This is a genomic window from Scytonema millei VB511283 (genome assembly GCF_000817735.3).
In the GTDB taxonomy this organism is placed as follows: Bacteria; Cyanobacteriota; Cyanobacteriia; order Cyanobacteriales; family Chroococcidiopsidaceae; genus Chroococcidiopsis; species Chroococcidiopsis millei_B.
Genome location: NZ_JTJC03000003.1, coordinates 512,459 through 538,574 on the forward strand (window position 1 = coordinate 512,459; position 26,116 = coordinate 538,574).

Below are 26,116 nucleotides of genomic sequence, written 5' to 3' on the forward strand. Positions count from 1 at the left end.
ATACTCTCCATTCTGCGGCTCTAACCAGGGGGTGAATGTCGCGATCGCTTTTTGACCGTTATCGGTTGTCAATGGTAGTTGGTAGTTGGTAGTTGGTCATCGCTCTCTCCCTCAGCTCCCTCAGCTCCCTCAGCTCCCTCAGCTCCCTGCTCCCGGCTCCCCGCTCCCTAAAGATGGGGAAAACTACGACTAGCGGTAACACCACACCAAATTTTACGATGATTTTGGGGTTTGGGAAGTGCGATCGCTGCTACTCATCTACTCTATGCCTGCCAAAGCCGAGTTGATGCGATCGCCCCAGACTCCCAGGAATTCTTTATTTGTAGTGCTGACAAATTTCTGCCTCTAGATTCTTAACAACTTTTACACCTAGTCCTCTACACTAATTTTGGGAACGAAAGGCAGTCGGGAGGAATTTGTGAAAAAAGTACTAGGAATTATTCTCGGTGGCGGTGCCGGAACTCGTCTTTATCCGCTGACTAAGCTGCGAGCTAAGCCAGCCGTACCATTAGCAGGGAAGTACCGCTTAATCGATATTCCTGTCAGTAATTGTATTAACTCAGAGATCTACAAGATATACGTATTAACACAATTCAACTCGGCTTCACTCAATCGCCACATCGCCCGTGCATACACCTTTTCTGGTTTTACTGAAGGCTTTGTAGAAGTCCTGGCGGCTCAACAAACGCAGTACAGCACTAACTGGTTCCAGGGTACGGCAGATGCAGTGCGTCAGTATCTCTGGTTGATGGAAGAGTGGAACGTGGACGAATATTTGATCTTATCGGGAGATCACCTTTATCGCATGGACTATCGCCAATTTGTCGAGCGTCACCGCGAAACTGGTGCTGATGTGACTCTCTCCGTCATCCCAATCGAACAACGTCGCGCTTCTGACTTTGGCTTGATGAAAATTGACAGTGCGGGACGGGTAATCGACTTTAGCGAAAAACCCAAAGGTGATGCACTGCTGAACATGCAGGTCGATACTACAGTATTGGGGCTAGATCCAGAAGAGGCGAAGCAAAAACCATACATTGCTTCGATGGGAATTTATGTTTTCAAGCGCGATGTCTTAATCAAGTTGCTGAAAGAAGCGCCAGAACAAACTGATTTCGGAAAGGAAATTCTGCCAGCTTGTGCAAAAGAGTACAACATTCAAGCTTACTTATTTAACGATTACTGGGAAGACATCGGAACGATTGAGGCGTTCTACGATGCTAACTTATCGTTAACAAAACAACCCTATCCGGCTTTTAGCTTCTACGAGGAAGAAGCGCCCATTTACACTCGCGCTCGTTACTTGCCTCCTACTAAAATGATGGATTGTCAGGTGACAGAATCAATCGTCGGTGACGGTTGTATTTTGAAAAACTGTCGCGTACATCATTCAGTCTTGGGCGTGCGATCGATCATCCAAGCTGGCTCAATTGTAGAAGATGCGCTACTCATGGGGGCAGATTTCTACGATCCCCATATAGAAGAAAGACAGACAGTCTGTGCAGATGGCGAAATCGAGAACGTTCCCCTGGGAATTGGTGCTAACACCATTATCCGGCGGGCAATTATTGACAAAAATGCCCGGATCGGTTGTGATGTCCGCATCATCAATAAAGACCGGATCGAAGAAGCAGATCGAGAAAGCGAAGGTTTCTATATCCGCAGTGGCATCGTAGTCGTGCTGAAAAACGCCGTGATTTCCGATGGAACTGTGATTTAGTGGTGAGTGGTGAGTGGTGAGTGGAAGCACGATCCCCCAACCCCCGCAAGCTCGGGGGCAGTAGATAAGTCGTACGCGGGTTTACTCTCTACTCCCCGCTCCCTCATTTTGCTCGTTGGTTTACCAGGGAGTGGGAAATCAACGTTGGCACGACAGTTTGTCGTAGCAAACCCAAAACTAAAACTCATCTCGACTGACAAAATTAGAAAAAGCCTATTCGGTGATGAGATAATTCAGGGCGAGTGGATGCTAGTTTGGCGCGAGGTGCAACGACAATTTCACCAAGCTACGATTCAAATCTCTCGCGGCGAGATCGGTGCAGCAATTTACGATGCGACTAATGCCCAACGCAGACATCGGCGAGAAGTTATCGTTTACGCCCGTGCTGCGGGGTTCGAGCAGATTGTAGGACTGTGGGTCGATACTCCTGTATGGTTGTGTCTGGCGCGGAATCGACGACGCGATCGCCAAGTGCCTGAAGAGGTTATATTACGAATGCATCGTCAACTGCGCGATGCTCCACCGAGTTTATCGGAAGGATTAGATTGTTTGCTACGTTCCAGTCGATTGTCGGCTTGCACTTCAGCCGCTTTACCAAATTAGGGTAGTAGGAACGCACAGCCTGCGCTCCCACCGCCTATCTAGCTGCAAAAGGGTCGGAAGCATCTTTCTGCCACTGGCGGACGATTGTATGATTCTTCAATCCAAGTTCTAACTTCATTCTCTGAGTTAAAATCAAACGTTTCGCCTGTTATCGGGTCGTAAAGCTTCCACAACAAACGACCTGTTTTATCTTCGGTTTTCCATACTCGCATTTCTGCATTCTGACTTAAAGCTGTAACGAGCGATCGCCATATCTTTTTCAACCACGATTTGCAAGTTGGTCGATTGTGCTGCGGTTCTGGTTTGTAGTTGTAAATTTGTTCTAGTTTTTGAATGTTTTGGTGATAATTCATTACAATCTCGCCTCCTGAAGGAATCAGGTAATAACTTCGCGTGCGTTCCTTCTGGATATCTCCTTACTTCCGTCTCTCTCAGCATCTAATGAAGAGTGTTTTTTAGAGAGATGAACGATTTGTTTTCTGTATCTATTGTAACTAAATCTTCTTCAAATCGGTCGAAATATCGACTAAATAGTCAGGAAAACTTGACACAATAGCAAATAAGTACGATATTACTCTTCGCATTTTCAGATTTATCTACATTTATTCTGTTTTCAAGAGCAACGTGTATCGATCTACACAGAACAAAATGCGAGAAGTGTATACAGTATTCAAAATTATGTAACTGAGTGAAAATTAATATTCTTATAGCCAAGCTGTTACACGTAGTTGGCGCGATCGCAATTTATATTTATATTTATAACTATGGCAGGCAAACTTACTACTCATGTCTTAGACACAGCTCAAGGTTGTCCCGCTAGACAAATGACAATTGAATTGTGGTCGATTAGCTCAGACGGAAAAAGACAACTATTGAAAACCATTCATACGAATAACGATGGTCGTACAGACGCACCATTATTAGCTGATGAAGAACTGAAAACTGGTGTTTACGAACTCATCTTTTCAGTCGGTGATTATTTTACCAAACATATAGATAACCTACCTCAGCCAGCTTTTCTCGATCGCATACCGCTACAATTCGGAATCGCCGATCCTAATTCTCACTATCACGTTCCCTTACTCGTTTCTCCTTGGTCTTATAGTACGTATCGAGGTAGCTAAGCTTAATTTGGGTCACGCAAAGACAAGGACACTTCCGTGCGGGGGTTCCCCCCGTTGAGGAAAGTGTCCGCGCGAAGGCGCAAAGAATACTTTTCGAGAACGCTTCGCGTATGTGTCTTTGCGTGACAATTCTTTTCTAGGTAACTTGATGATGAAATCTCTGGCAGAACTGAACCAAATGAGCCAAGATGAGTTTGTAAAAACCTTGGGAGCGGTGTTTGAAGATACACCTGCGATCGCTTATCATGCTTGGTACGAGCGACCTTTTCAAAATATAGCTCAGTTACATCAGAAAATGGTAGATGTTGTCAGAACTGCCAGTCAAGACGCACAAATAGAACTCATTCAGGCACATCCTGACTTAGGTAGTAAAGCAAAAATGGCGATGACATCGGTACAAGAACAGGCTGGTGTAGGATTAGACCGTCTTACACCTGAAGAATACGATCGCTTTTTATCTCTAAACCACGCTTATAAAAAGAAGTTTGATTTTCCGTTTATTATTGCTGTTAAAAACCACACAAAAGATAGCATTCTCGACACTTTTGAACAACGGTTGCAGAATTCTAGTGACATAGAAAGAAACCAAGCACTAGCAGAAATATTTCAAATCGCTAAATTTCGTTTAGACGCGATCGTATCACAGTAGGGGCGCACATCTGTGCGCCCCTACCAATGTTTGATTTTTTAAAACTTAAATTGAGCGCGTAAATTCCCTACATAAATATTAGGGTTGTCGCTGAAATTATTCGGATTGGCAATCAAATAAAACGCAGGAACCAGAGCAATATTATCCGTAATTGGATAATAGTAAGTTGCCTCAAACTCATATTGTATGCCGCCATCGCCACCACCAGAAACTAAAAAGTTTCGACCGTCTAAAACAGCAAATGGTCTGAGATATGAAAATGTTAACAGCGCTCCTTCTTTACCTAAATCGGGAAATGCTAACCCTGCTTGAATTGCTTGTACGTCAACTTCTCCATCCGGTCGTCCGGCAGTTGTGGGTTTAATATCAGTGCTGGCATAGGTATAACGTCCAAATAAACCAATGCCTTGAGTTACTAACCAGTCAAAGTTAAAGTTCAAAGTGTCAGCTGTGGCATCTTCAATTGAACCGCCAAACCCATCATCGACAAAACCATAAATCGGTTCGCCAATTGCGCCACCTACTCGTCCGTTTACTGCTTGAATATGGGAACGGTTGTAGAGAAATCTCAAGTTCAGATTTTTGCTAGGAGCAAAGGCTAATTCTGCTGTAATTGTATTAGTTGGTTTAAATAAACCTTGGCTAGGATTACTAGAAGTATTGAACGCAGAACCGGAAAGAAATTCTGTATTCTCGCCTAAATAACCAGTAGTTAACTTAAATTGGTCGTTAATTTCCCAGGCTACGACTGCTCCCGAACCGCGATCGACAGAATTGAGTAAAGTACTACCAATCGAGTTGTAGCTACTTGCTCCGTTTAAATAAAAAGTGAAGCGGTTATTATCAAAATGACGAAACCAGTTAACGCGAGGACCAACTGTAAATTGTAGACTTTTCCCAACAGGAAAACTATAAAATAATTCGCGCACGACGACATTATTATCCGCACCCGTGACACCTTTTTGATCCGTGTAAGGTACGCCAAAGGTATTAAATAAACCAGCGGAAGCAAATGTATTTGCAGGAGAATTCCCATTCCCGGCTACGAGTTGAGTGACGAGGCTATCTTTACCTGTAAATGAAGTATTGAAATTGAGGAAAAGGTAGTCACTGAAGGTAACATTAGGGTCGTCAGTAATCGTCCGGCGTACAGGTCTACCATCGGCTCCCCGCGCCGGAACAAAAACACTGGTTCCCTCTGCCGTTATATCTTCATCAGCAAAAGCTCCAGTCACGTTGAGGAAAATATTAGCAGTGAGTTTTGTCGTCGTGGAAAATTGATTTGCTTCTAATTCTGCTGTTTGTGTTTCCAAAGCATCGACGCGACGGCGCATAGTAGCAATTTCTGCCGCAAATTCTGCTTGCAGAGCTTGCAAAGTGTCTAAGTCCTGTTTGTCTACATCGGCGCTGGCTGTAGCAATCAGCTCGTTAACTCTGTCTAAACAAGCACTCAACCCAGCCGCAAATTCATATCTAGTTAAAGCGCGATTACCGCGATAAGTTCCATCGGGATAGCCAGCAATGCAACCGTATCTTTCTACTAAAGATTGTAATGCTTGAAATGCCCAATCTGTAGGCTGTACGTCTGAAAGCTGAGATACAGATGTGACTTGTGCCATTGTATCTGTATCGGTCTGAGATAATTCTAAATTATTCTCATTTGCCTCTACTGGTAGCACGCCAATTGAAAGACCTACTACTAATAAATTCACCCATAATGAAATTTTAGCTGTCGCTTTGACTTGACAAACACAAGCTGAATTCATAACTCCTCACACACACAAACTTAGCAATGACAGATAGTATCCTGTCTTGCTATGACCACAATTAAAATTGAAAAAAAATAGCTTGAGAGTGGCGATCGCACTCTAGAATTAGACTCGCTCCAATGCCTAGTACACATCCTTACTTTTAGCTTTCAAGACCTTATCGGGTTGTAAGCATACTGTATACGCTAGTGGAACTTGAGTGAAAAAATTGTAATTCCAACTACAAAAAAGTCTAGATCGCAGTACGAACTTTCAATCTAGACGCAATTGTTATTCCAGAATTGCTAACTCAAAAAATTTCATTTGGCAGACACTTGCAGATGTTAATTCATCAGCAGCCAAAGTTTTTGCAGCGAACTGGTGGAATTATCTGGTTGCTCGAATTCCTTGTTAGCCCAGCACCGTTCAATATACTCTACTTGTTGTTCGCGATCGACTAATTCATCGACAAGTAAGGAAATCAGTACTCGCCAAGCAAAGTCCAATCCAAACTTAAATGTAGAAGCTTTACCATCTGGATTAGGAATTCGGCTAGGAATGAGTTCTAATTGTTGGTAGTTTTCCCACTGAGAGTTGCTTGTTTGGCTGAGAGTTTTCACAATCGTCCTCCTCAATTAAAGTCATTGCAGGAGGCACTTCTAAACCTGTCACCACAACGCTTGACAATTACCCAAGTTACAGTTGTCCGGTCTGTAAGCGTATGTCCGAATCTTTTTCCGTGCCTTAAGATACATTTTTATTATATAACATGATGAACTCTTATTACATATCTGTTTTTAGAAACATTTTTGCTCTGTCGGCTCTCTGCTCAAAGAGAGAGCAGAGATAAAAGCTGTATTCAGCTAGCTCAAAACCATTCTGGGAAAGAATTTTAGTCAAAAATGCTAGTTTGAAATATGGCACGATTTTCTACTCTTCCAACTAGCTAATGCTCAACTCAGCTGTTTTTCTCAAATGGCAATATTATTTGAGCAGTTGTCCAAATAATCAACCGTATTCATCACGCTTCGATCGCACCACTTAATATTTCAGATCCGCAACAGGCTTGTGTTGTTAGAAGATTTAGTATACTGTATACCATATCTATCGAGTTTAGGTTTAGACGGCAATGCTCGATGCCTGCAATTTCCTGACTACGCGACAATTCTAGAAGTAATTTAACAAATTTTAGACAGCGACCAATCGACAACGAGCGTTTTTTGGAATCGATATTTTGTATCTCAAAATACAGAATATTGAAGTTGGAGATAATTTGTATTTTCGATTGCTAAATATTTCGAGTTAGCAAGTCAAGAGAGGAAAGAAAAACCATAGTAAATTGTATTAAATGATGCAAAACAATCTCAACCCTCTGAGATTTAATGACAATTTAGTAGTAAAAATCAACTGAACTCCAGCAGGCGATTGTTGGGAAATTAAGAGGCGATCGCTCTTGCATGACAATAATGAAAATAGTTTTATAAACCTCACAAATAAGCGCTGAATTTGAGGAATTCTAATGACAAAAATAAGTGTTGAATCGACTTCGCCAACTAAGGAGCGCAACGCCGTAACCCCTGTTAACAAGCTAATCTATGGACTGAACGATAAGCCTCCATTTGTGGAAGCAGTGCTAGCAGCTATGCAGCATGTCTTAGCAATCTTTGTCGGTATTATTACGCCCCCACTGTTGATTGCTAACGCTTTGAAGCTGAACCCAACTGACACTAGCTACGTTGTCAGTATGTCACTGTTTATTTCGGGAGTCTCGACATTTATTCAAGCAAAAAGAATTGGACCTATTGGTTCGGGATTGCTCAGCATTCAGGGAACTAGCTTCTCTTTTTTAGTGCCAATTATCTCCGCAGGAACAGCAGTAGTCGCAGCCGGAGGAACGCCAGAAAGAGCGCTGAGCTTAATTTTTGGCTTGTGTTTTTTTGGAGCATTTATTGAGATTTTCTTGAGCCGCTTCTTACACCTAGTCAGAAAAATTATTTCCCCTCTCGTCACGGGTACAATCGTTTGCGTTATCGGTTTAACCCTGATCAAAACCGGAATTATCAGTATGGGTGGAGGGGTAGTAGCGCAAAAGAACGGAACCTTCGGTAGTCTGCAAAATATAGGTGTTGCTGCATTGGTGCTGCTAACCATCATCTTGCTAAACGTGAGCCAGAAACCAATGCTGAGGATGGCTTCAGTCGTCATTGGACTGTTAGTCGGTTACGCTGCGGCTAGCGTGTTAGGCATGGTTAACTTTAGCGGTTTGGGAAATTTGCCGTTAATCGCCTTGCCAATTCCATTCCGTTACGGACTGAGCTTTGACTTTGCTGCTTTCGTGCCGTTCATTCTGCTCTATATCATCACCACAGTAGAATCAATTGGCGACCTCACAGCCACATCAGCGGTATCTGGAGAGCCAATTAAAGGGGCGACTTACATGCGGCGCATCAAAGGAGGAATTTTAGGAGATGGTGTAAATTCTCTGATTGCGGCATTATTCAATACATTCCCCAACACGACATTCAGTCAGAATAATGGCGTGATTCAAATTACGGGTGTGGGCAGTCGGTATATTGGCTACTACATTGCGGCAATTCTTGCCCTTTTAGGTCTATTTCCAATTGTCGGTGGTATCTTTCAAACTCTACCGCAAGCTGTTTTGGGTGGTTCCACAATTATCATGTTCGGCTCAATTGTAGTTGCAGGAATTAACATTCTTTCGTCAGTAGAACTCGATCGCCGTGCGATGGTAATTGTCGGTACATCCTTGGCAATGGGGTTAGGGGTGACTTATACGCCGGAAATTGTTGATGCATTACCACTAGCAATTAAAAACGTTCTCTCTTCTGGAATTTCTGCTGGTGGACTGACGGCTATCTTATTAAATTGGTTGTTACCATATGACCAAAAAGCAGGAGCTACCGAGCAGGACGATACTAATGCTGACGAACTTGCAGAGTTAGAAGCATGAGCAAAATTCAAAAGTTAAAATTCAAAATTCAAAATTCAAAATTTTGAATTGTTTTGGTCGCTGAGTAGGGACAAGTTACGTAGAGGCAAGTTACGTAGAGGCAAGTTACGTAGAGGCAAGTTACATAGGGGCAAGTTACGCAGGGGCAAAGTTACAATGTATAACCTCAAGGTTGTCATCATCGGTGCGGGAATTGGCGGTTTAACCGCAGGTATCGCTCTGCGTCAGGCAGGGTATGAAGTTGAGATTTATGACAGAGTAAAAGAACTGCGTCCGGCGGGTGCGGGGATTTCATTGTGGTCGAATGGTGTAAAAGTCCTCAACCGCCTGGGGTTAGGGGAAAAGATGGCAGCGATCGGCGGCTTGATGGATCGGATGCAGTATCTTACCCTCAAGGGGGATGTATTAAACGATATCGATCTGCGTCCCTTAGTTGAGGAAGTCGGGCAGCGTCCCTATCCAGTCGCCCGTACTGACTTGCAACAAATGCTCTTGGAGGCTTATCCCGGCGAAGTCAAGCTAGAACATAAATGTATTGCAGTCGAACAAGATGAGAATAGCGTTACGGCAATTTTTGAGAACGGACATCGTACTACAGGCGATCTACTTATAGCAGCAGATGGAGTGCGATCGCTTCTGCGCACGTATGTCTTGGGACAAGAAGTGCAACCGAAGTACGGTCATTACGTGAACTGGAACGGTTTAGTTCCCGCTAGTGAAGATTTAGCCGCAAAAAATTCTTGGGTAATTTTTGTTGGCGAACACAAACGGGCTTCAATGATGCCAGTATCAGGCGATCGCTTCTACTTCTTTTTTGATGTTCCCTTGCCTAAAGGTACTGTTTCCAGTCCCGAACATTACCGCGCCGAATTGACAGAACATTTTCAAGGCTGGGCGCAACCCGTCCAAAATTTAATTCAGCGTCTCGATCCATACAAAACAAATCGTTTAGAAATTCACGACGTGGGACCAATTGACCGAATGGTGCGCGGTAGAGTTGCTTTACTCGGAGATGCCGCACACGCTACTTGTCCAGATTTGGGACAGGGTGGTTGTCAAGCAATGGAAGATGGGTTGGTGTTAACTCAATACCTGCTCACAACAAATATTAGTATGGAATATGCCTTAAAACGCTACGAAGCAGACCGGAAAGAACGGACTAGCGCAGTAGTTGAAAAAGCCCGCAAACGCGCCGAAATGATTCACGGTAAAGAGCCAGAAATTACCCAAAAATGGTATCAGCAACTTGCCGAAGAAGAACCAGCAGATGTCAGAGGCGCGATCGCTAAAGTGATTTTAGCTGGACCATTGCGTTAAGTCGTAAATCGTAAGTCGTAAATCAGAAATCTCTTATCTCTTACGACTCACCACTTACTACTCCCTGATAACTGATAACTGATAACTGATAGCTAAATAATGGAATCACAAACGATTGTAGAAGACCAGCAGTTAGAAGCAACACAACCTGAAGTTGCTGCGGAATTGATTTACGGCTTAAACGATCGCCCACCTGTCGGTGAAGCAGTTTTTGTAGCTTTACAACACGTACTGGCTGCCTTTGTCGGCATTATTACACCACCACTGATTATTTCTACTACCTTGGGTCTGTCTCCGACCGAAACAAGTTACATCATCAGTATGTCGCTGTTTGTTTCCGGTATTGCTACCTTTCTTCAGGTAAAAAGGTTCGGTCCAGTTGGTTCGGGATTGCTGAGTTTGCAAGGAACGAGTTTCGCTTTTTTAGGTTCGATTGTTGGCATTGGTACGGCAGTAGTACAAGCAGGCGGAACACCACAAGCAGCGCTAGCACGAATTTTTGGAGTCTGCTTTTTTGGCGCATTCGTGCAAATTATCTTCAGCCGTTTTTTGCATCTAGCTCAGAAAATTATTTCGCCAATCGTCTCCGGTACGGTAGTGATGATTATCGGTCTGAGTCTGATCAAAGCTGGAATTATTAGCATGGCGGGAGGTTTGGCAGCACAAAAGAATGGTACGTTTGGCAGCGTGCAGAATCTCGCATTATCGGGATTGGTACTTGCTGTGATTGTCTTCTTCAGTGTCAGTAGCAATCGCTATTTAAGAATGGGGGCGATCGCAATTGGTTTGGCAGTAGGCTATATTATCTCAATCTTTTTAGGACTAGTAGATTTCAGTATTTTTGGTAAGTTGCCTTTGCTTAGCGTGCCGATACCCTTGCGCTACGGTATGAGTTTTGATTTTGCTTCTTTCATTCCTTTCATATTTCTCTACATCCTCACTTCAATTGAAACAATTGGTGACTTGACTGCTACTTCGGCAATTACCAAACAACCCGTTTCAGGTAGTTTGTATATGCGGCGGATCAAAGGCGGAATTTTGGGAGATGGAATTAATTGCGTAACTGCGGCAGTATTTAATACTTTTCCCGTGACCACATTTAGTCAGAATAATGGCGTGATTCAAATGACTGGGGTAGGTAGCCGTTATGTCGGCTTCTTCATTGCCGGAATTCTCGCTGTACTAGGCTTATTGCCAATTGTTGGCGGCTTGTTTCAATCGCTACCTCAGCCTGTTTTGGGCGGTGCTACCGTGGTGATGTTTGGCGCGATCGCGGTAGCGGGAATGGATATTATTACTTCTGTAAAATTGGATCGCCGCGCTCTGATAATTGTTGCTGTTTCTCTCGTCTTAGGTTTGGGTGTGGTTTACGTACCAGAAATTTTCGACGATAAGCCTGCTTTAGTGAAAAACATTTTCTCTTCTGCTACTTCCACCGGGGGACTGACAGCATTGTTACTCAACTGGCTACTACCGCAGAAAGTCAATACTCAAGAGTAGAGGACATCAAAACAGCTTGCAACCTTGGCATCAAAGCAGCTATTTTGACTTTTAACTTTTAACTTTTGACTTGCTGATGCTTGGTTATGCTGAGAACGCTTTTCCGTACAATTGCACTCGCTGCTGTGCTGCTTTCTAATACCAGGGCGATCGCATCTCCTGAGTTAACTATTGCAAGTTTAACTCCAGCGCGCGAAGAAACTCGCATTGGCTTACCGAATGGGTTTCAATACCCAAACGGGATTGCTCGCGCCAGCAATGGGACGCTATACGTGGGTTCAGTCACGAGCGGCAAAATTCTCCAAGTTCGACCAAATGGTAGAATTGAAACTCTCTTCCCTGGAAGTCATGAAATATTTGCCGCTAATAGTCTGCGGCTCGACGAGCAACGCGGTATTTTGTGGGGAGCATCATCAGACTTTTTAGGCGTGCGCGGTGCTGATGGCAAAGTCACTCGCCGTCCCCATCGGATCTTTGCACTCGATATTCGTACTGGTAAAGTGTTGCGGGTGATTTTGATGCCAGATGGCGGTTTCGGTAATGATATGGCGATCGACCCCACGGGTGGAGTTTACCTCACCGATAGCAATCGTCCTCGCATTCACTATCTTGCGCCTGGAGCTAAGCAACTTCAGGTTTGGGCTGAAGATGAGCGATTGCGCTCTCAGCCAATCGGTTTAGCTGGCATTGCTAGAGCAACTAATGGCATCGTAGTTGTGGGGCTGTTTTCCGGTGGCAGACTCTTCAAAGTGACTCCATCACCACAAGGAAAACCGCAAGTAGCAGCAATTTCGCTGCAACGCTCGATTGAAAACCCTGATGGCATGGTATTTGCTCCAGACGGTTCGCTCTTAGTCTTAGAAGGTGCGATCGCCAGTGGTAACGGTCGCCTGCTCCGCATTCGTGACATTCTTGCACCTGCATCGAAACCGAAAGCGATCGAAGTTTTGGCGGACAAAATGGAATCGCCCGTGAATTTAACTGTAGCAGGTCGGCAAATTTGGGTGACAGAATCGCGTATTCGCCATCGTCTCATCCCAGGAAAAGAAGCTGCCGTTCCCGATCGCTTTTTCATCCGCCATTTTACGTTACCGTCTTCTAAGACCACCAAGACTTCTTGGTTAAGATTCGATCCCCCCTAACCCCCCTTTTTAAGGGGGGAATAAAGCCCCCTTAAAAAGGGGGTTGGGGGATCGAGAACTATGCATCCCAACCGAGAAGAATTGCTTCTAAGACAGAATGACGAGGAGAACAACATGGCAACATATTTAATCACGGGGGCAAATCGCGGGATTGGGTACGAATACTGCCGTCAACTCCAAGCGCGAGGGGAAAACGTCATTGCGGTTTGTCGTAATGTGTCGGATGAATTAAAAGAATTAGGCGTACAAATCGAAGCTGGTATCGATATTACCTCAGATGCATCTGTCACCCAACTACGCGATCGCCTGCAACAAATGCCGATTGATGTGTTAATTAACAATGCGGCGATCGTAGAACGCATCACATTAGAAAACCTGGACTTTGACAGTATCCGAAGACAATTTGAAGTAAACGCCCTCGGTGCTTTGCGTGTGACGCATACACTACTACCTCATCTCAAAGCGGGTTCTAAAGTCGTGATGATGACTAGCCGCATGGGTTCGATCGGCGATAATACTTCTGGCGGTTCCTACGGCTACCGGATGTCTAAAACTGCATTATCGATGGCGGGTAAATCTCTAGCGCACGATCTCAAACCGATGGGAATTGCCGTGGCGATTCTCCATCCAGGGTTAGTCCAAACCCGCATGACAAACTTTAGTGCCTCTGGCATTACCCCGGAAGTCTCAGTGCAAGGATTGCTAGCCCGAATTAATGAATTGTCATTAGATAATACGGGGACTTTTTGGCACAGCAATGGCGAAGTTTTGCCTTGGTAAGCAAGTCAAAAGTTAAAAGTCAAAAGTCAAAAAGGGAAAGTATATCTCTGGGAAGACTCTTGATTACTGCCTGTATGCAATGCGAATTAGATATATTGCCGATCCAATTCCAAAAACGTGTGCAATAAAACATTCGTTCCTTCAGCACACTGTTCTGGCGAAGTAAACTCCGTTTCAGCATGACTGACACCCGCTTTACTCGGCACAAAAATCATCCCCATATCGGTGAAAGTGGCGAGTTCTTGCGCGTCGTGGCTGGCGCGACTGGGTAGATGGGTGTAACTCAATCTCAAATCTTCGCACACTTGCGCGATCGCTTGTTGGATCTGCGGTTTTGCTAAAGCTGGCTCGTTTCGCAAACGGGGTTGTAAATCGATATAAGTCTGAGTTTCAACGGCGATCGTTTCTATCTCTGCATTCAACTCTGCCATTAAATTATCGAGATGCTGGCTGGATAAATCCCGAATATCTAAGCTCATCTTTACTAACCCAGGAATGACATTTGCCGCATTGGGTAAAACTTCCATCCAGCCTACGGTTGCTACCTGTTGCCCGCCTGGGGTATGCGCAATTTTATTCACTGCCAGTACAACTCTTGAGGCAGCTACCAAGGCATCTTGCCGCATTTGCATTGGTGTAGAACCCGCGTGGCTGGAACTACCTTTAACGGTAATAATATAGCGTCTTTGCCCGACAATTCCTTCTACAACACCGATCTGCTTGCCAAGACATTCTAAAACGGGACCTTGCTCGACGTGCAACTCGATAAAAGCTGCTATGTCTGCGGCGGTGCGACGTGCTTCTGTCAGTCGGTTCCAATCGCCGCCAACCCGCGTCAAACAAGTTTGAATGTCGATGCCATCAACACGGGGATATGTCGCCGGATCGAGAATGACTCTACCGGACATTGCTTTACTGCCAATCATCGTCCCCTCTTCATCAGTGAAGACAATGACTTCTAGAGAGCGATTCAGTTGAATTTGCTGTTCTTGCAGGACTCTTACCACTTCCAATCCTGCCAAGACTCCAAACGCACCATCATAACGTCCGCCATTCGGTACGGTATCGATGTGGGAACCCGTTGCTAAAGCTGCTGCATCGGGATATTTGCCTGGATATCTACCGATAATATTGCCAGCCGGATCGATCTTCACGCTCATCCCTGCGGCTTGCATCCATTGTTGCACCCGATCGCGAGCTTGCATATCTGTGGCACTGTAGGCAATCCGCCGCACTCCTCCACCAGGCAAAGCGCCAATTTGCGCTAACTGTTCGATGCTTTGGATGAGGCGATCGCTGTTTATCGACAGTTGGGATAAAGTATCTACCATTTGGCAATATCTCAGATTAGAATATTTATTCCCAGACATTTTTGTATACAGTATACTCTGTTTTTTGCCCTGAGATTGTTAATTCAGGTACAAAAGGTTTGATAGCGTTTTTCAATTGGATAAAACACACGAGTAGAGGCGCACAGCTGTGCGCCCCTACAAATGTCACACACGCAATCGAGAATTGCGATCGAGCAGCGAGCGGACGCTGACAATCGATCGCCGAGCGTTAATCACTAAAAATAAACTTTTATCAAGAAATCCGAAATTCTTGTAACTTTAGTTGTTTTGTCATTTAATTTTCCCTAGCTGGAGTACAACGTCATAAGAAAAATCAAAGATTGCTAAAGAAAAGCGAATTCCGCTAAAGATGACATGGATAAGATGAGATGGGAGTAAATTTAGTATGCAGCTAATGTGGGGAATTTTTACCTATACAGCGCTAATCAAAAATTAGTAGGGAAGTCAATTGAGTAAAGAATAAAGACTTTTTACCTTTTACCGCGAGATCGGCTAGATCGAGATTAGTATTAGTATTCGCAAGGACAATTATGAGCAACCCTAGTCGAACACAAATTATGTTATGCGTTTTCCAGCTAGGGCTGTAAATTTATATATCTATATATTGATATGGCACCAGAGTTTCAATTAAACAGCATCATTCCCACTCAAGAAATTCCGTCTCTGTTGAGTCGCTATCAATTGTTACCGCAGTTGATGCGGGGAATCGTTATCGATCGCGCGATCGCTCCTTATTTTTGTACCGAAGCCGAACGCCAACAAGCAATCGAGCAGTTTGAGAGACAGTATCACATAAACGATCCAGAGTCAAGAGAAGCTTGGTTAAAAAGAGCTGGCATGAGTGAGGCACAGATGGCAGAAGTCGCCGTGCGATCGCTCCTGATTGAGAAGTTCAAACAAGATACTTGGGGTGCAAAGGTCGAGTCCTATTTTATGAGTCGCAAAGCAGCTTTCGACCAAGCTATTTTTTCCTTACTGCGGACAACAGACGGTTTGCTGGCACAAGAAATTTACTTTCGCATCCTCGAAGGGGAGCAAACCTTTGCTGAAATGGCACAACAATACTCTAAAGGATCGGAGGCAAATACAGCCGGAGTCATCGGACCCGTGCCACTCAGTCAACTCAATCCAACTCTTGCCAAAATTCTTTCCATCGGTCAACCAGGGCAGCTTTGGCGACCGACTCGGATCGAAAACTGGTTTACGATCGTCCGGTTGGAAAAGTTGCTACCAGCTCAATTAGACGCAAATATGCGGCAGCGTTTGCTCAACGAAATGTTTGAAACCTGGCTGAACGAACAAATTCAGCAGCTCGAACCATTGCAATTTTCTTGGTCTTAGCATTTGCCCGTAGCCAAGTCAGACCCCGCACAGGATCGAGCCGATCGCTCTGCAAATTCTGATTTTGGCATATTTTGACTTTTAACTTTTGAATTCGTCATGACAGCTACTATTTCTAGCTCTCAATTTCAGGCATTTCTCGCTCAAACCAATTTATTCCATCCGCTGCCAGCAACGACTCTACAGGAATTAGCAACGAAATGTCAATTGTGGCGCTATCGGATCGGGCAACCGCTACTCGTGCGGGAAAAAATGCCGACGCAGGTGTTAGTGATCTACCAGGGTACTGCTAGATTAATCGGCTACGATCGCCGCCAGCAAAGCCCGGTAAGTTTGGGTTTAGTCGAACCAAAAACCGTCTTGGGGTGGGCGAGTTTGATTCGCAATACTCCCTGTGAAACCGCGATCGCCTCTACAGAAGTTGTTTGTATCGCGATTCCCGCCGCCGACTTTTTAGCAAGTCTAGAAGCCGAACCGACTTTTGCCCAACACGTCAAAGCGCAATTTTCTCCATGTGAATTGTGCGAACTCCTGAGTGTAGAACTCCAACGTCGCGCCGACAGTGCCACAAAACTGAAAGACTTGGTATTTCAACTGAGTCAATCTGTTCAGGTGGTGAATTTATTCGCAGGACAAGCAGATGGGACGCAATTAAAGAGCGATCGCACTTGGCTGATTAGTAGTGGTGAAGAGGCGATCGTCGGCAGCCGTTTCGAGCTGAACGGTTCAGCCCCCACAATTACAGAGCCAGGTGTGCGGCTGCTGGGCGTGAAATTACCCCAGGAAGTCGAACGAACTATGCCCGTCGTACTTGCTCCTACCGATCTAGAAGTTCCCTACGCCCCTGAACAACCCCCAGTAGCCCCAGCAACCAACACCAAACCTGTAAAATATCCCTTTGTGCGCGGACAGGGAGAAATTGGCGCAGCAATGGCTTGCTTCCAAATGTTGTGTCAGTATTTGGGCGTATCGTGGCGACGGGACACGGTGCGACGGGTATTGGAAAATCAGCAGAAATCTCTCGGAACAATTTCTTTGCAAAGCTGCGGCGCGATCGCCGAAATGTTAGGCATGAGCGCCCAATTAATTCAAGTCCCCAGTAAAGCGATCGCGCGTCTCAAGACTCCTGCTTTAATTCGCTACCACGATAGTTTGGCAATTCTCTACGCTTGCGACGACAAAGAACTGACACTTGCCGTTCCCGAAATCGGGATTCACCGTCAAACTCCTGCTGATTTTGCTCGCGCTTGGGGCGAGGGAGGACAAGTGTTGCTCCTGCAAGCACGTCCGGGGGAAAAGACGGAAAGATTTAGCCTGCGCTGGTTTTTACCTGCGATCGCCCACCATCGCGGTGTATTGATCGAAGTTTTGATCGCATCATTTTTCGTGCAGCTATTTGGTTTAGCCAATCCCCTCGTTACCCAAGTCATCATCGACCAAGTTTTGGTTAACGGCGCTTTGGATACATTAAACGTCCTGGGCATTCTGTTGCTAGGGGTAGCGCTATTTGAAGCCTTACTCACGGGAGTCAGAACTTATTTATTTGTCGATACTACGAACCGCATCGACATTGCTTTAGGCTCGGAAGTGATCGATCGCCTGCTACGGCTACCGTTAAGTTATTTCGATCGCCGCCGCGTCGGGGAATTAGCTTCTCGGATCAACGAGTTAGAAAATATTCGGCAATTCCTCACGGGTACTGCTCTGACAGTGGTATTAGATGCCGTGTTCTCGGTGATTTACATCGCCGTGATGCTCTTTTACAGTTGGATACTGACACTCGTAGCCCTGGCAACAGTTCCGATCTTTGCCATATTGACAATTTTCGTCGCGCCGATCGTCCGCAAGCAACTGCGGGTGAAAGCAGAACGCTACGCCGATACCCAATCCTATTTAGTAGAAGTTGTTTCGGGAATTCAAACAGTCAAAGCGCAAAACATCGAACTCAAATCGCGCTGGCACTGGTACGAACGCTACGCCCGTTACATCAGCGCTGGGTTTAATACCGTGGTGACTTCGACTACGGCAAGTTCGGTGAGCGGATTTTTCAATAAGTTTTCCGGGCTATTATTACTGTGGGTTGGGGCATATCTGGTGATTGCCCAACAATTAACCCTGGGACAATTAATCGCCTTTCGGATCATTTCTAGCTACACCACCAGTCCTTTGTTGCGGTTGATCCAACTGTGGCAAAACTTCCAAGAAACTGCTTTATCAATCGAGCGTTTAGGTGATATTCTCGACGCACACCCAGAAGTAGACGAGGCAAACCGGGCGCAACTGCCAATGCCAGAAATTGAAGGGGCAGTCAAATTTGATGGCGTGTCTTTCCGCTTTGGCAACAGCGGTGTGTTTCAACTGACTAATGTAAATCTAGAATTTCCCGCAGGTACGTTTGTCGGGATTGTCGGGCAGAGTGGTTCGGGTAAGAGTACGCTGACGAAGTTGTTACCGCGTCTGTACGAACCGACGACAGGGACGATTCAAATTGATAATTACGACATTAGCAAAGTTGAGTTGTATTCCCTGCGGCGACAAATCGGCATGGTGTTGCAGGACACTTTGTTATTCAACGGCACGGTGCAGGAAAATATTGCCCTGACGAATCCAGAAGCGAGTCCAGAACAAATTATTGCCGCTGCTAAAATTGCCGTCGCCCACGACTTTATCATGTCTCTACCCAACGGTTACAACACCAACGTTGGGGAACGGGGTTCGGCGCTGTCGGGGGGACAAAGACAACGGATTGCGATCGCCCGCACGGTATTGCAGAACCCCAAACTGCTGATTTTAGACGAAGCCACCAGCGCTCTCGATTACGATTCGGAACGGCAGGTTTGTCAGAATTTGGCAGAAGCATTTCACTCGCGCACCGTATTTTTCATTACCCACCGCCTCGCCACGGTAAAAAACGCCGATGCGATCTTGGTAATGGATAAAGGGCTGGTGGTAGAACAAGGCACTCACCAACAATTAATGGCACTCAAGGGGCGTTATTTCTGCCTCTATCAACAACAGGAGTCACAACTGTGAATTCCCTTGTAGAGGCGCACAGCTGTGCGCCCCTACAGATACCTAAATTATCTAGAACAGGAGTCGCAACTGTGAATACCGAACCGCTAGCAAAATCTGAAGAACAATTTCTGAATTCATCGGTAGTATTAAACCGTCCTGCTTTGTGGTCGCATTTGTTTATTTGGTTGATTGTCGGTGCGACAACTTCGGCGATCGCCTGGGCGACATTTGCTAAACTCGATCAAACTGTAGTCGCAACGGGTAAATTAGAGCCGCTAGGGGCAGTTAAAGAAATTCAAGCTCCCACTGGGGGAGTGGTACGAGAAATTCACGTTCAAGACGGTCAGAGCGTGAAAAAAGATCAGCTTTTAGTCACTTTAGACCCGACTTCACCTCAAGCTGACTTAGATTCTCTCACAAAAGTTCGCTCTAGTTTAGTGCAAGAAAATCAGTTGTACGACCAGGCGATTAATAGTAGTAAACCTGTGGTTTCTGGAAGTGCCGATTTAGTTTCTCTGTTGAAATTACGCGCCGATTTGATGTCGGAAAATCGCTATTTTCAAAATGTTCTCAAGGGGGGTAATATTACTTCTGGAGAAACGACAGATTTTGCAAATAATCAAAGTCAATTATTGACAGCCAGCCAAAATGAAATTCAATCGAGAGTTCAGGCAGCGCGAAAGCAAGTTCAAGAATTAGAAAAACAGCGATCGCAAACTACAAAAGAGCTAGCAACGGCAAAGCAAATTCTCAAGGTCAACAATCAAATTTTAAAGCGGATTACTCCCTTAGCAACCGGAGAAGGGGCAATTTCTCAAATTCAATACGAGCGCCAACAACAAGAAGTTATTACCAAACAAGGAGAGGTCGATCGCTTAACAGCCGAACAACAAAAGTTGGCAATTTCTATCGATCGAGCTAAGGAAGAATTACAGAATACAATTGCCGCATCAGCGAAAGAAGTTCATAGTAAAATTGCTGAGAATCACAAAAAAATAGCGGAAATTGATAGTCAATTAAGCCAGAAGCGATTGGAAAATAAGACAAAGTTAGCAGAAATTGACGCGCAAATTAGTAAAGCCGTACAATCTGTCAAATATCAGCAACTCAAATCTCCAGTAAATGGAACTGTATTTGACTTGCAACCCCGTGCTGCGGGTTTTGTGATAGGTGATACGAAACCGATTTTAAAGATCGTTCCCAACGATAATTTGGTTGCTTCGGTATATCTGACAAATCGAGATATTGGCTTCGTGCGCGAGGGAATGAAAGTAGACGTGCGCGTCGATTCTTTTCCCTCAACAGAATTCGGTACACTCAAAGGAAAAATTATTTGGGTTGGTTCCGATGCTTTAGCACCAACTCAAGAGCGACAATACTACGCTTTTCCTGCCAAAATTCAATTAGAATCGCAAAATTTATCGGTGAATGGCAGACCAATTTCCTTACAATCTGGGATGGGAGTCAATGCTGGGATTATTATCCGCAAGCGATCGGTTATGAGTATTTTGACCGATCTATTTGACAAGCAAATCAGAAGCGTCGAGTCAATTAGGTAGTTGGGGTTAAATAATTAATCATCAAATATGGAGGTTAGCGGACTCGAACCGCTGACATCCTGCTTGCAAAGCAGGCGCTCTACCAACTGAGCTAAACCCCCGCGAGTCATGAGTTTGCTGTCGTTTTTTCGACAACTTTGTTATTATAGCTACTCTAAAACAATATGGTCAAGAGCTAAACGAGCAAAATCACCAAAAATATTCCAGAAATTTCTACCAGTTCCAAGCCATGACTCAGGTTGTTGCCACGTTTTACAAGTTTGTCAGCTTACCAGACTGCGCCGAAATACGCGAACCGCTATTGTCTTACTGCCTGTCTCAAGGGGTGAAAGGGACGATTCTACTCGCAGAGGAGGGAATTAATGGCACAATTGCCGCTGCTTCCCGAACGGTAATTGATTCCCTATTTGCTTTTCTTGGCTCCGATCCGCGTTTTGCAGATTTAGAGTATAAGTTATCTCATGCGGAAGCACCTCCATTCGAGCGAATGAAGGTGAAGTTGAAGCGGGAAATTGTCACCATTGGAATACCAGAAGCAGATCCGAGTCAGCAAGTCGGTACTTATGTCAATCCTCAAGACTGGAACGCAATTATTAGCGATCCTGAAGTCGTTGTGATTGACACCCGCAATGATTATGAAGTAAAAATTGGGAGTTTCCAAAGAGCGCAAAATCCCCAAACCCAGTCTTTTCGCCAATTTCCTGAATACGTGCGTCAACATCTCAATCCCGACAAACATAAAAAGGTAGCAATGTTTTGTACGGGAGGAATTCGCTGTGAAAAAGCTTCATCTTTCATGCTGTCTCAAGGATTTCAGGAAGTTTATCACCTCAAAGGTGGAATTTTGAAATATTTAGAGGAAGTTCCATCTGAAGAAAGTTTGTGGCAAGGAGAGTGTTTTGTATTTGACGAACGGGTAGCCGTGCAACAAGGTTTAGCGCCAGGCAATTATGAAATGTGTCGTAGTTGCGGACACCCAATTTCGGAATTAGATAAACAATCCGAAAAGTACGAAGAGGGAATTTCTTGTCCTGATTGCTTTGATACGCTTACCGAGGAGAAAAGAAGCCGCCAGCAAGAAAAATTAAAACAGGGAGTCGGGAGTCGGGAGTCGGAGAAGAAGGGACAAGGGGGACAAGAGAGATAAGGAAGCAATTAGCAATTAGCATTCATTACCTTTCTTGCCAAAGTTAAACCGTCTCCAATTGGTACAAGGCTGAGAGTAATCCGCCGATCTTGATGAAGTTTTTGATTTAAGGTGCGTAATTTCTTAGTGCGATTATCCTGAATTTGTGGATCGGCAACTCGTCCCGACCATAACACGTTATCAATTGCAATTAATCCGCCTGGACGTATCAGCTGAAGTGCTTGTTCGTAGTAAATCTCGTAATTACTCTTGTCTGCATCAATTAAAGCAAAATCAAATGTTTCAGTTCCACCTGTTTCTATGAGATGGTGAAGAGTTTCCTTGGCTGGTGCAACGTGCAAGTCAATTTTATTTGCTACGCCTGCCTGTTGCCACCAGTGACGCGCGATCGCAGCATATTCTTCACTTTTTTCACAAGATACTACTATACCATCAATGGGTAATGTTAATGCCATTAATAAAGAACTATAGCCCATAAATACACCAATATCTAAAGTTTTTTTTGCTCCGATTAATTGCAACAATAAGGCAATAAATTGACCCTGTTCCGGGGCAATTTGCATTTTACCTAATGGATGACGAGCAGTTTCTTGACGTAGTTGCATCAAAATTTCTGGTTCTCGCAAGGAAACAGATAATAAGTAATTGTATAAATGTGGTTCCAATCCAAGAGTTTGCCAAGTCATTGTAGAGTGAGGAGTGAGTAGTAGACCTCCTGCATGAACCTACGAAATGTAGGTTTGAGAGATCTAGCAAAAAATGGCTGCTCGAATGTACGCCCCTATATCTGGTAGAGGACCTACACCGATTTTTAGGCAGCCCGACGAGAGCTACGAGGTGAAGCACGATCGCGATACAAGTCAGTTAACCATACGTAAATGGTAACGTTCGTGCGGTTAAAAAGCTTTGCTCAGTTACCTGACTCCATTGCATCAGGACTTGACGAGTGGATAGAAATGAATCGATAGTTCGTTTCGTCAAGCGATCGCCACGCGATCGCATTTCTGCAATGACTTCACCAGAAGCATTTCCTAACGCCTTCATGACATCCGGTGGCAACTGCCGAACCTGGATATTATAATCGCGGCTCAACGTCTGGAGCGCCCTGGCATTCCCTGCATTAGCTTCTGCGAAACCCTGGTCGTGTTCCGCTTGGGCAGCGATCGCCACAATCTGCTGTAAGTCGGTCGGTAATGCTTCATACTTTTCCCGATTCACAACTAACTCAACTAAGCCGGAGGGTTGATTATAGGATGGGAAGTAATAATACGGCGCGATTTTGTGCAAACCATAATGCAGATCGACCAGCGGACCGACAAGCTCAAATCCGTCTAGCTTTCCCGCTGGCATGGCTTGACGAATTTCCTCTAAATCCATCGATACTGGGCGGACTCCCAACTTAGATATGACATCTGCGGCTACGCCTGTCGTGCGAAATCGCATACCTTTTAAATCGTTCAACGTATTAATTTCATTGCGGAACCAACCGAAGGACTGTGCGCCTAATGAACCCGCAGGAAAGGCTTTCACGCCAAATGGAGCATACGCCGCATCCCACAACTCCTGTCCGCCAAAGTAGTGCAGCCAGACGCTAATTTCATTTTGAGTGAACCCATAGGGAACGACAAAGAAAAACTCTAAAACCGGAGACTGAGTTCGCCAATCGTATGCCAGACTGCGGCTCATTTCTACAGTGCCATTGCTCACTGCCTTCAACGCCTCAGAAGAGGGAACAACTGTATCTGGTGGCAATACCTCTATGACCAATCGCCCTCCGCTCATGGCAGCAATGCGATCGGCTAATCGCTGTCCGGCAGCCAGTTGATCGGGAAAGGTTTTATCCCAACGAGACACCATGCGCCAGCGAAATTCGGCTGACTGAGCCTTTGCCGTTTGATGCGTCTGACTGCCGATTGCGATCGCCGCTGTTGCAGAAGCAGCTGCACCGAGTAAAAAATTGCGACGCTGAATCGAGCCTTTGCGATCCATACCATAACCTCCTGATGAATAGGTAACAAAGGAATTGAGTCGAGAAAGGTGACGAATTAGTTATTAAATGATGCAGAACTTAAAAATCGCGTACACCTTTTAACATAAGAGGCGATAATTAATACTGTCCAATGCTTCTTTGTCCTGTTATTAATGTTTTGAAGTTATTAATCCGCTATGGAACTCCACGATCTTCGGTACTTTGTTGCGGTGGCAGAAGACTTGCATTTTGGTCGTGCAGCCCAGCGATTGCACATGACTCAGCCTGCTTTGAGTCGGCAGATTCAGGCTTTAGAAGCAGAATTGGACGTACAGTTGTTTCGGCGCAGCAAACGCAGCGTGCAACTGACGATCGCCGGACAAACCTTTTTTGAGGAAGCCAAGCAGATTCTTCGTCATACAGAACAAGCGATCCAAACAACCAAACGGGTGGCGCGAGGAGAAGTCGGACAATTGCGATTGAGTTTTACTGCCTCGGCGCTGCGAAGCGTTCTCCCAGAAATTGTGCGAGTATTTCGCGAACGCTATCCCGACGTGCAACTGACGATGAACGAACGTTGTACGCACGATCAGGTCGCTGCCTTTCACAGTCATCAGGTAGATGTGGGCTTCCTCTATCTCCCCGTTGACGAGAAATTGCTTACCCTGCAACCGATTGCTGAAGAAGTCTGGATTGTTGCCTTACCGAAAGGACATCATTTGAGCGATCGAAAACACTTAACTTTAAGTATGCTGGCCAACGAAGCGTTTATTCTGCATCCGCGTCAGTCAGGTGCGAAATTCTACGATCGAATCGTTGGATTATGCGAACAGGCAGGTTTTTATCCCAATGTAGTGCAAGAAGTCGAAACCAGCCAAACGAGAGTCGGTTTAGTTGCCGCAGGGATGGGAATTACATTTGTGCCAGAATATCTGCAAAACGTCGGTGACACAGAGGTGATTTATCGACGATTAAAGGGAACTGCACCAAAATTACAACTGGCGATCGCTCGTCGTCGCGATAATTTCTCGCCCATCGTGCAGCAGTTTCTCCATGTAGTTGAAGAACTCAGTCAAAAATCTGGTCAGGAATCTGTGGCATGAGATCTCTAACAAACCAAGTACTTGTGCGGGCAGGTTTAGCTCGGATTCAACGGTTTCAGTCGTAGATTGACTGTTTCCCAGATCAAAAATAGGTCATACATTGGACTCACCAACCAGACGCAACCGCCCCCAACACCACACGCACTATGCTCCGATCGACAACCAACAACCAAGAACTCGTCACCACTCAACAGCAACTTCTTCAACCACTTGACGAAATGCTTCAACTATGGGCGATGCGTCCTCGCGCCGCCATACAAAAGCATACTCCAAAGTTGGTGCGTCGTCCGCGATCGCTACAAATACCACTCCTGGGTTTTTGACCTGCTGCATACTCGGTGCTAACAGGCTAATTCCTAGTTGAGCTGTCACCAAGCCGATAAAAGTTTGTCCTGTGGCTCTGTGAGCGATTTTGGGAGTAAATCCCGCTCGTTCGCAGCAATGGATGATGTAGTCGTATAATACAGGTCCATCCTGCCGTTGGTGTAGTATGAGTGTTTCATTAGCCAGTTCCGACCAAGCGATCGCCTCTTGTAGTGACAGTGGATGCCCTACAGGTAAGGCAAACATCAGGGGTTCTCGATCGATTGGTAGTACTGTCAAAAATGACGTGCGAAGCGGTGGATGTAGAAATCCAACATCGATTTTGGCAAGTTGTAGTGCTTCTACTTGATTTTCCGTACAGGCTTCAAAAATGTCGAGTTCGATCTGGGGGAAGCGATCGCGAAATACAGATAGGACTTTCGGCACGATTGTCTGTAGTGCCATTTCTGTAAATCCTACACCCAATCTTCCCGATGCTTGGATGGCAGTTTGACGCACCGCACGAATTGCTTGCTCTGTGCGTAGCAAAATTGCTTGCGCTTCCGTCAAGAAAACTTGTCCCGCCGTTGTCAGTTGGACTTGGCGCGTGGTGCGCTTGACAAGTTGAACTCCCAGTTCTGTTTCCAGTTGAGCGATCGCCCGCGATAAGGATGGTTGCGCCATGTGTAGTTGTTCGGCAGCGCGTCTGAAATTTAAGGTTTTTGCTAGGACGACAAAGCAACGCAACCATTCTGTGTTCATAGCATTAATAG

23 protein-coding genes, 1 tRNA gene and 1 riboswitch are annotated in these 26,116 nt (G+C 45.2%); of the genes, 15 read left to right on the forward strand and 9 right to left on the reverse strand.

Annotated features, from left to right (window positions below):
* Nucleotides 1-58: 58 nt before the first annotated feature.
* Nucleotides 59-205, reverse strand: coding sequence for a hypothetical protein (locus QH73_RS14150; RefSeq protein WP_165587699.1), 147 nt, complete (start codon nucleotides 203-205; stop codon nucleotides 59-61).
* A gap of 213 nt (nucleotides 206-418) precedes the next feature.
* Here QH73_RS14150 and QH73_RS14155 point away from each other — a divergent pair, with 213 nt between their 5' ends.
* Together QH73_RS14155 and QH73_RS14160 are read left to right on the forward strand one after the other, a co-directional pair.
* Nucleotides 419-1,720 (forward strand): glucose-1-phosphate adenylyltransferase, encoded by a 1,302-nt coding sequence (locus QH73_RS14155; RefSeq protein WP_039714461.1) that lies wholly within the window; start codon nucleotides 419-421, stop codon nucleotides 1,718-1,720.
* Between the two features lie 105 nt (nucleotides 1,721-1,825).
* Nucleotides 1,826-2,323, forward strand: coding sequence for an AAA family ATPase (locus tag QH73_RS14160; RefSeq protein WP_039714460.1), 498 nt, complete (start codon nucleotides 1,826-1,828; stop codon nucleotides 2,321-2,323).
* Between the two features lie 38 nt (nucleotides 2,324-2,361).
* Here the strand turns inward: QH73_RS14160 and QH73_RS14165 are convergent, their stop codons facing one another.
* Nucleotides 2,362-2,676 (reverse strand): hypothetical protein, encoded by a 315-nt coding sequence (locus tag QH73_RS14165; RefSeq protein ID WP_132867036.1) that lies wholly within the window; start codon nucleotides 2,674-2,676, stop codon nucleotides 2,362-2,364.
* Nucleotides 2,677-2,715: 39 nt separating this feature from the next.
* Nucleotides 2,716-2,795, reverse strand: a riboswitch (Glutamine riboswitch).
* 292 nt (nucleotides 2,796-3,087) lie between these two features.
* On the opposite strand from QH73_RS14165, the gene uraH reads away from it, so the two are divergent.
* Nucleotides 3,088-3,447, forward strand: coding sequence for a hydroxyisourate hydrolase (uraH, locus tag QH73_RS14170; protein WP_039713281.1), 360 nt, complete (start codon nucleotides 3,088-3,090; stop codon nucleotides 3,445-3,447).
* Between the two features lie 112 nt (nucleotides 3,448-3,559).
* Nucleotides 3,560-4,096 (forward strand): 2-oxo-4-hydroxy-4-carboxy-5-ureidoimidazoline decarboxylase, encoded by a 537-nt coding sequence (gene uraD / locus QH73_RS14175; RefSeq protein WP_201278142.1) that lies wholly within the window; start codon nucleotides 3,560-3,562, stop codon nucleotides 4,094-4,096.
* A 38-nt stretch (nucleotides 4,097-4,134) separates the two neighbouring features.
* On the opposite strand, the gene QH73_RS14180 is transcribed toward uraD, so the two are convergent.
* Both QH73_RS14180 and QH73_RS14185 read right to left on the reverse strand, forming a co-directional pair.
* Nucleotides 4,135-5,862 carry an iron uptake porin gene (locus tag QH73_RS14180; RefSeq protein ID WP_039713279.1) on the reverse strand — a complete coding sequence of 576 codons (1,728 nt, stop codon included), beginning with the start codon at nucleotides 5,860-5,862 and terminating at the stop codon, nucleotides 4,135-4,137.
* A 326-nt stretch (nucleotides 5,863-6,188) separates the two neighbouring features.
* On the reverse strand, nucleotides 6,189-6,464 hold the full coding sequence (locus tag QH73_RS14185) for a hypothetical protein (RefSeq protein ID WP_052289735.1): 276 nt from the start codon (nucleotides 6,462-6,464) through the stop codon (nucleotides 6,189-6,191).
* Between the two features lie 899 nt (nucleotides 6,465-7,363).
* On the opposite strand from QH73_RS14185, the gene QH73_RS14190 reads away from it, so the two are divergent.
* The 5 genes from QH73_RS14190 to QH73_RS14210 all read left to right on the forward strand — a co-directional run bounded on the left by QH73_RS14190 (nucleotide 7,364) and on the right by QH73_RS14210 (nucleotide 13,554).
* A complete protein-coding gene (locus QH73_RS14190) occupies nucleotides 7,364-8,815 on the forward strand; it encodes a uracil-xanthine permease family protein (RefSeq protein WP_039713277.1) in 1,452 nt (483 codons plus the stop codon).
* A gap of 156 nt (nucleotides 8,816-8,971) precedes the next feature.
* Nucleotides 8,972-10,132 carry an FAD-dependent urate hydroxylase HpxO gene (gene hpxO, locus QH73_RS14195; protein ID WP_039713276.1) on the forward strand — a complete coding sequence of 387 codons (1,161 nt, stop codon included), beginning with the start codon at nucleotides 8,972-8,974 and terminating at the stop codon, nucleotides 10,130-10,132.
* A 99-nt stretch (nucleotides 10,133-10,231) separates the two neighbouring features.
* Entirely contained in the window at nucleotides 10,232-11,632 is a 1,401-nt protein-coding gene (locus QH73_RS14200; protein WP_201278143.1) for a nucleobase:cation symporter-2 family protein, read from the forward strand.
* An 86-nt stretch (nucleotides 11,633-11,718) separates the two neighbouring features.
* A complete protein-coding gene (locus QH73_RS14205) occupies nucleotides 11,719-12,774 on the forward strand; it encodes an NHL repeat-containing protein (protein WP_039713274.1) in 1,056 nt (351 codons plus the stop codon).
* Nucleotides 12,775-12,888: 114 nt separating this feature from the next.
* Nucleotides 12,889-13,554: an SDR family oxidoreductase gene (locus QH73_RS14210; protein ID WP_039714459.1), complete on the forward strand. Its 666-nt coding sequence runs from the start codon at nucleotides 12,889-12,891 to the stop codon at nucleotides 13,552-13,554.
* An 86-nt stretch (nucleotides 13,555-13,640) separates the two neighbouring features.
* On the opposite strand, the gene QH73_RS14215 is transcribed toward QH73_RS14210, so the two are convergent.
* Complete coding sequence (locus QH73_RS14215) at nucleotides 13,641-14,885, reverse strand: Zn-dependent hydrolase (protein WP_039713273.1); 1,245 nt, start codon at nucleotides 14,883-14,885, stop codon at nucleotides 13,641-13,643.
* A gap of 630 nt (nucleotides 14,886-15,515) precedes the next feature.
* Here QH73_RS14215 and QH73_RS14220 point away from each other — a divergent pair.
* The 3 genes from QH73_RS14220 to QH73_RS14230 all read left to right on the forward strand — a co-directional run bounded on the left by QH73_RS14220 (nucleotide 15,516) and on the right by QH73_RS14230 (nucleotide 20,821).
* Nucleotides 15,516-16,247, forward strand: a complete 732-nt coding sequence (locus QH73_RS14220) for a peptidylprolyl isomerase (RefSeq protein WP_039713272.1) — start codon at nucleotides 15,516-15,518, stop codon at nucleotides 16,245-16,247.
* A 99-nt stretch (nucleotides 16,248-16,346) separates the two neighbouring features.
* Nucleotides 16,347-19,280 carry a peptidase domain-containing ABC transporter gene (locus QH73_RS14225; protein WP_039713271.1) on the forward strand — a complete coding sequence of 978 codons (2,934 nt, stop codon included), beginning with the start codon at nucleotides 16,347-16,349 and terminating at the stop codon, nucleotides 19,278-19,280.
* Complete coding sequence (locus tag QH73_RS14230; RefSeq protein WP_063777298.1) at nucleotides 19,277-20,821, forward strand: beta-barrel domain-containing protein; 1,545 nt, start codon at nucleotides 19,277-19,279, stop codon at nucleotides 20,819-20,821. Before QH73_RS14225 ends, QH73_RS14230 begins: the two co-directional genes overlap by 4 nt.
* A 28-nt stretch (nucleotides 20,822-20,849) precedes the next feature.
* Here the strand turns inward: QH73_RS14230 and QH73_RS14235 are convergent.
* Nucleotides 20,850-20,922 (reverse strand) — tRNA-Ala (locus QH73_RS14235).
* A gap of 128 nt (nucleotides 20,923-21,050) precedes the next feature.
* On the opposite strand from QH73_RS14235, the gene trhO reads away from it, so the two are divergent.
* Entirely contained in the window at nucleotides 21,051-21,968 is a 918-nt protein-coding gene (gene trhO / locus QH73_RS14240) for an oxygen-dependent tRNA uridine(34) hydroxylase TrhO (protein ID WP_039713269.1), read from the forward strand.
* Nucleotides 21,969-21,976: 8 nt separating this feature from the next.
* Here trhO and QH73_RS14245 read toward each other — a convergent pair whose 3' ends face one another.
* Nucleotides 21,977-22,654 (reverse strand): class I SAM-dependent methyltransferase, encoded by a 678-nt coding sequence (locus QH73_RS14245; RefSeq protein ID WP_039713268.1) that lies wholly within the window; start codon nucleotides 22,652-22,654, stop codon nucleotides 21,977-21,979.
* 73 nt (nucleotides 22,655-22,727) lie between these two features.
* On the opposite strand from QH73_RS14245, the gene QH73_RS28825 reads away from it, so the two are divergent.
* Nucleotides 22,728-22,853 (forward strand): hypothetical protein, encoded by a 126-nt coding sequence (locus tag QH73_RS28825; RefSeq protein ID WP_286194114.1) that lies wholly within the window; start codon nucleotides 22,728-22,730, stop codon nucleotides 22,851-22,853.
* Here the strand turns inward: QH73_RS28825 and QH73_RS14250 are convergent.
* Nucleotides 22,833-23,957, reverse strand: coding sequence for a TRAP transporter substrate-binding protein (locus QH73_RS14250; protein WP_039713267.1), 1,125 nt, complete (start codon nucleotides 23,955-23,957; stop codon nucleotides 22,833-22,835). The two genes, QH73_RS28825 and QH73_RS14250, sit on opposite strands and share 21 nt — an antisense overlap.
* 177 nt (nucleotides 23,958-24,134) lie before the next feature.
* On the opposite strand from QH73_RS14250, the gene QH73_RS14255 reads away from it, so the two are divergent.
* Nucleotides 24,135-25,040 carry a LysR family transcriptional regulator gene (locus QH73_RS14255; RefSeq protein WP_039713266.1) on the forward strand — a complete coding sequence of 302 codons (906 nt, stop codon included), beginning with the start codon at nucleotides 24,135-24,137 and terminating at the stop codon, nucleotides 25,038-25,040.
* A gap of 180 nt (nucleotides 25,041-25,220) precedes the next feature.
* On the opposite strand, the gene QH73_RS14260 is transcribed toward QH73_RS14255, so the two are convergent.
* On the reverse strand, nucleotides 25,221-26,105 hold the full coding sequence (locus tag QH73_RS14260) for a LysR family transcriptional regulator (protein ID WP_039713265.1): 885 nt from the start codon (nucleotides 26,103-26,105) through the stop codon (nucleotides 25,221-25,223).
* Between the last annotated feature and the right edge of the window lie 11 nt (nucleotides 26,106-26,116).

Bases quoted from the DNA above. Each gene is read 5' to 3' on its own strand.
- QH73_RS14165 (WP_132867036.1), bottom strand. From the start codon at position 2,676: ATGAATTATCACCAAAACATTCAAAAACTAGAACAAATTTACAACTAC.
- uraH (WP_039713281.1), top strand. From the start codon at position 3,088: ATGGCAGGCAAACTTACTACTCATGTCTTAGACACAGCTCAAGGTTGT.
- QH73_RS14180 (WP_039713279.1), bottom strand. From the start codon at position 5,862: ATGAATTCAGCTTGTGTTTGTCAAGTCAAAGCGACAGCTAAAATTTCA.
- QH73_RS14190 (WP_039713277.1), top strand. From the start codon at position 7,364: ATGACAAAAATAAGTGTTGAATCGACTTCGCCAACTAAGGAGCGCAAC.
- hpxO (WP_039713276.1), top strand. From the start codon at position 8,972: ATGTATAACCTCAAGGTTGTCATCATCGGTGCGGGAATTGGCGGTTTA.
- QH73_RS14200 (WP_201278143.1), top strand. From the start codon at position 10,232: ATGGAATCACAAACGATTGTAGAAGACCAGCAGTTAGAAGCAACACAA.
- QH73_RS14205 (WP_039713274.1), top strand. From the start codon at position 11,719: ATGCTGAGAACGCTTTTCCGTACAATTGCACTCGCTGCTGTGCTGCTT.
- QH73_RS14210 (WP_039714459.1), top strand. From the start codon at position 12,889: ATGGCAACATATTTAATCACGGGGGCAAATCGCGGGATTGGGTACGAA.
- QH73_RS14215 (WP_039713273.1), bottom strand. From the start codon at position 14,885: ATGGTAGATACTTTATCCCAACTGTCGATAAACAGCGATCGCCTCATC.
- QH73_RS14220 (WP_039713272.1), top strand. From the start codon at position 15,516: ATGGCACCAGAGTTTCAATTAAACAGCATCATTCCCACTCAAGAAATT.
- QH73_RS14225 (WP_039713271.1), top strand. From the start codon at position 16,347: ATGACAGCTACTATTTCTAGCTCTCAATTTCAGGCATTTCTCGCTCAA.
- trhO (WP_039713269.1), top strand. From the start codon at position 21,051: ATGACTCAGGTTGTTGCCACGTTTTACAAGTTTGTCAGCTTACCAGAC.
- QH73_RS14245 (WP_039713268.1), bottom strand. From the start codon at position 22,654: ATGACTTGGCAAACTCTTGGATTGGAACCACATTTATACAATTACTTA.
- QH73_RS28825 (WP_286194114.1), top strand. From the start codon at position 22,728: ATGGCTGCTCGAATGTACGCCCCTATATCTGGTAGAGGACCTACACCG.
- QH73_RS14250 (WP_039713267.1), bottom strand. From the start codon at position 23,957: ATGGATCGCAAAGGCTCGATTCAGCGTCGCAATTTTTTACTCGGTGCA.
- QH73_RS14255 (WP_039713266.1), top strand. From the start codon at position 24,135: ATGGAACTCCACGATCTTCGGTACTTTGTTGCGGTGGCAGAAGACTTG.
- QH73_RS14260 (WP_039713265.1), bottom strand. From the start codon at position 26,105: ATGAACACAGAATGGTTGCGTTGCTTTGTCGTCCTAGCAAAAACCTTA.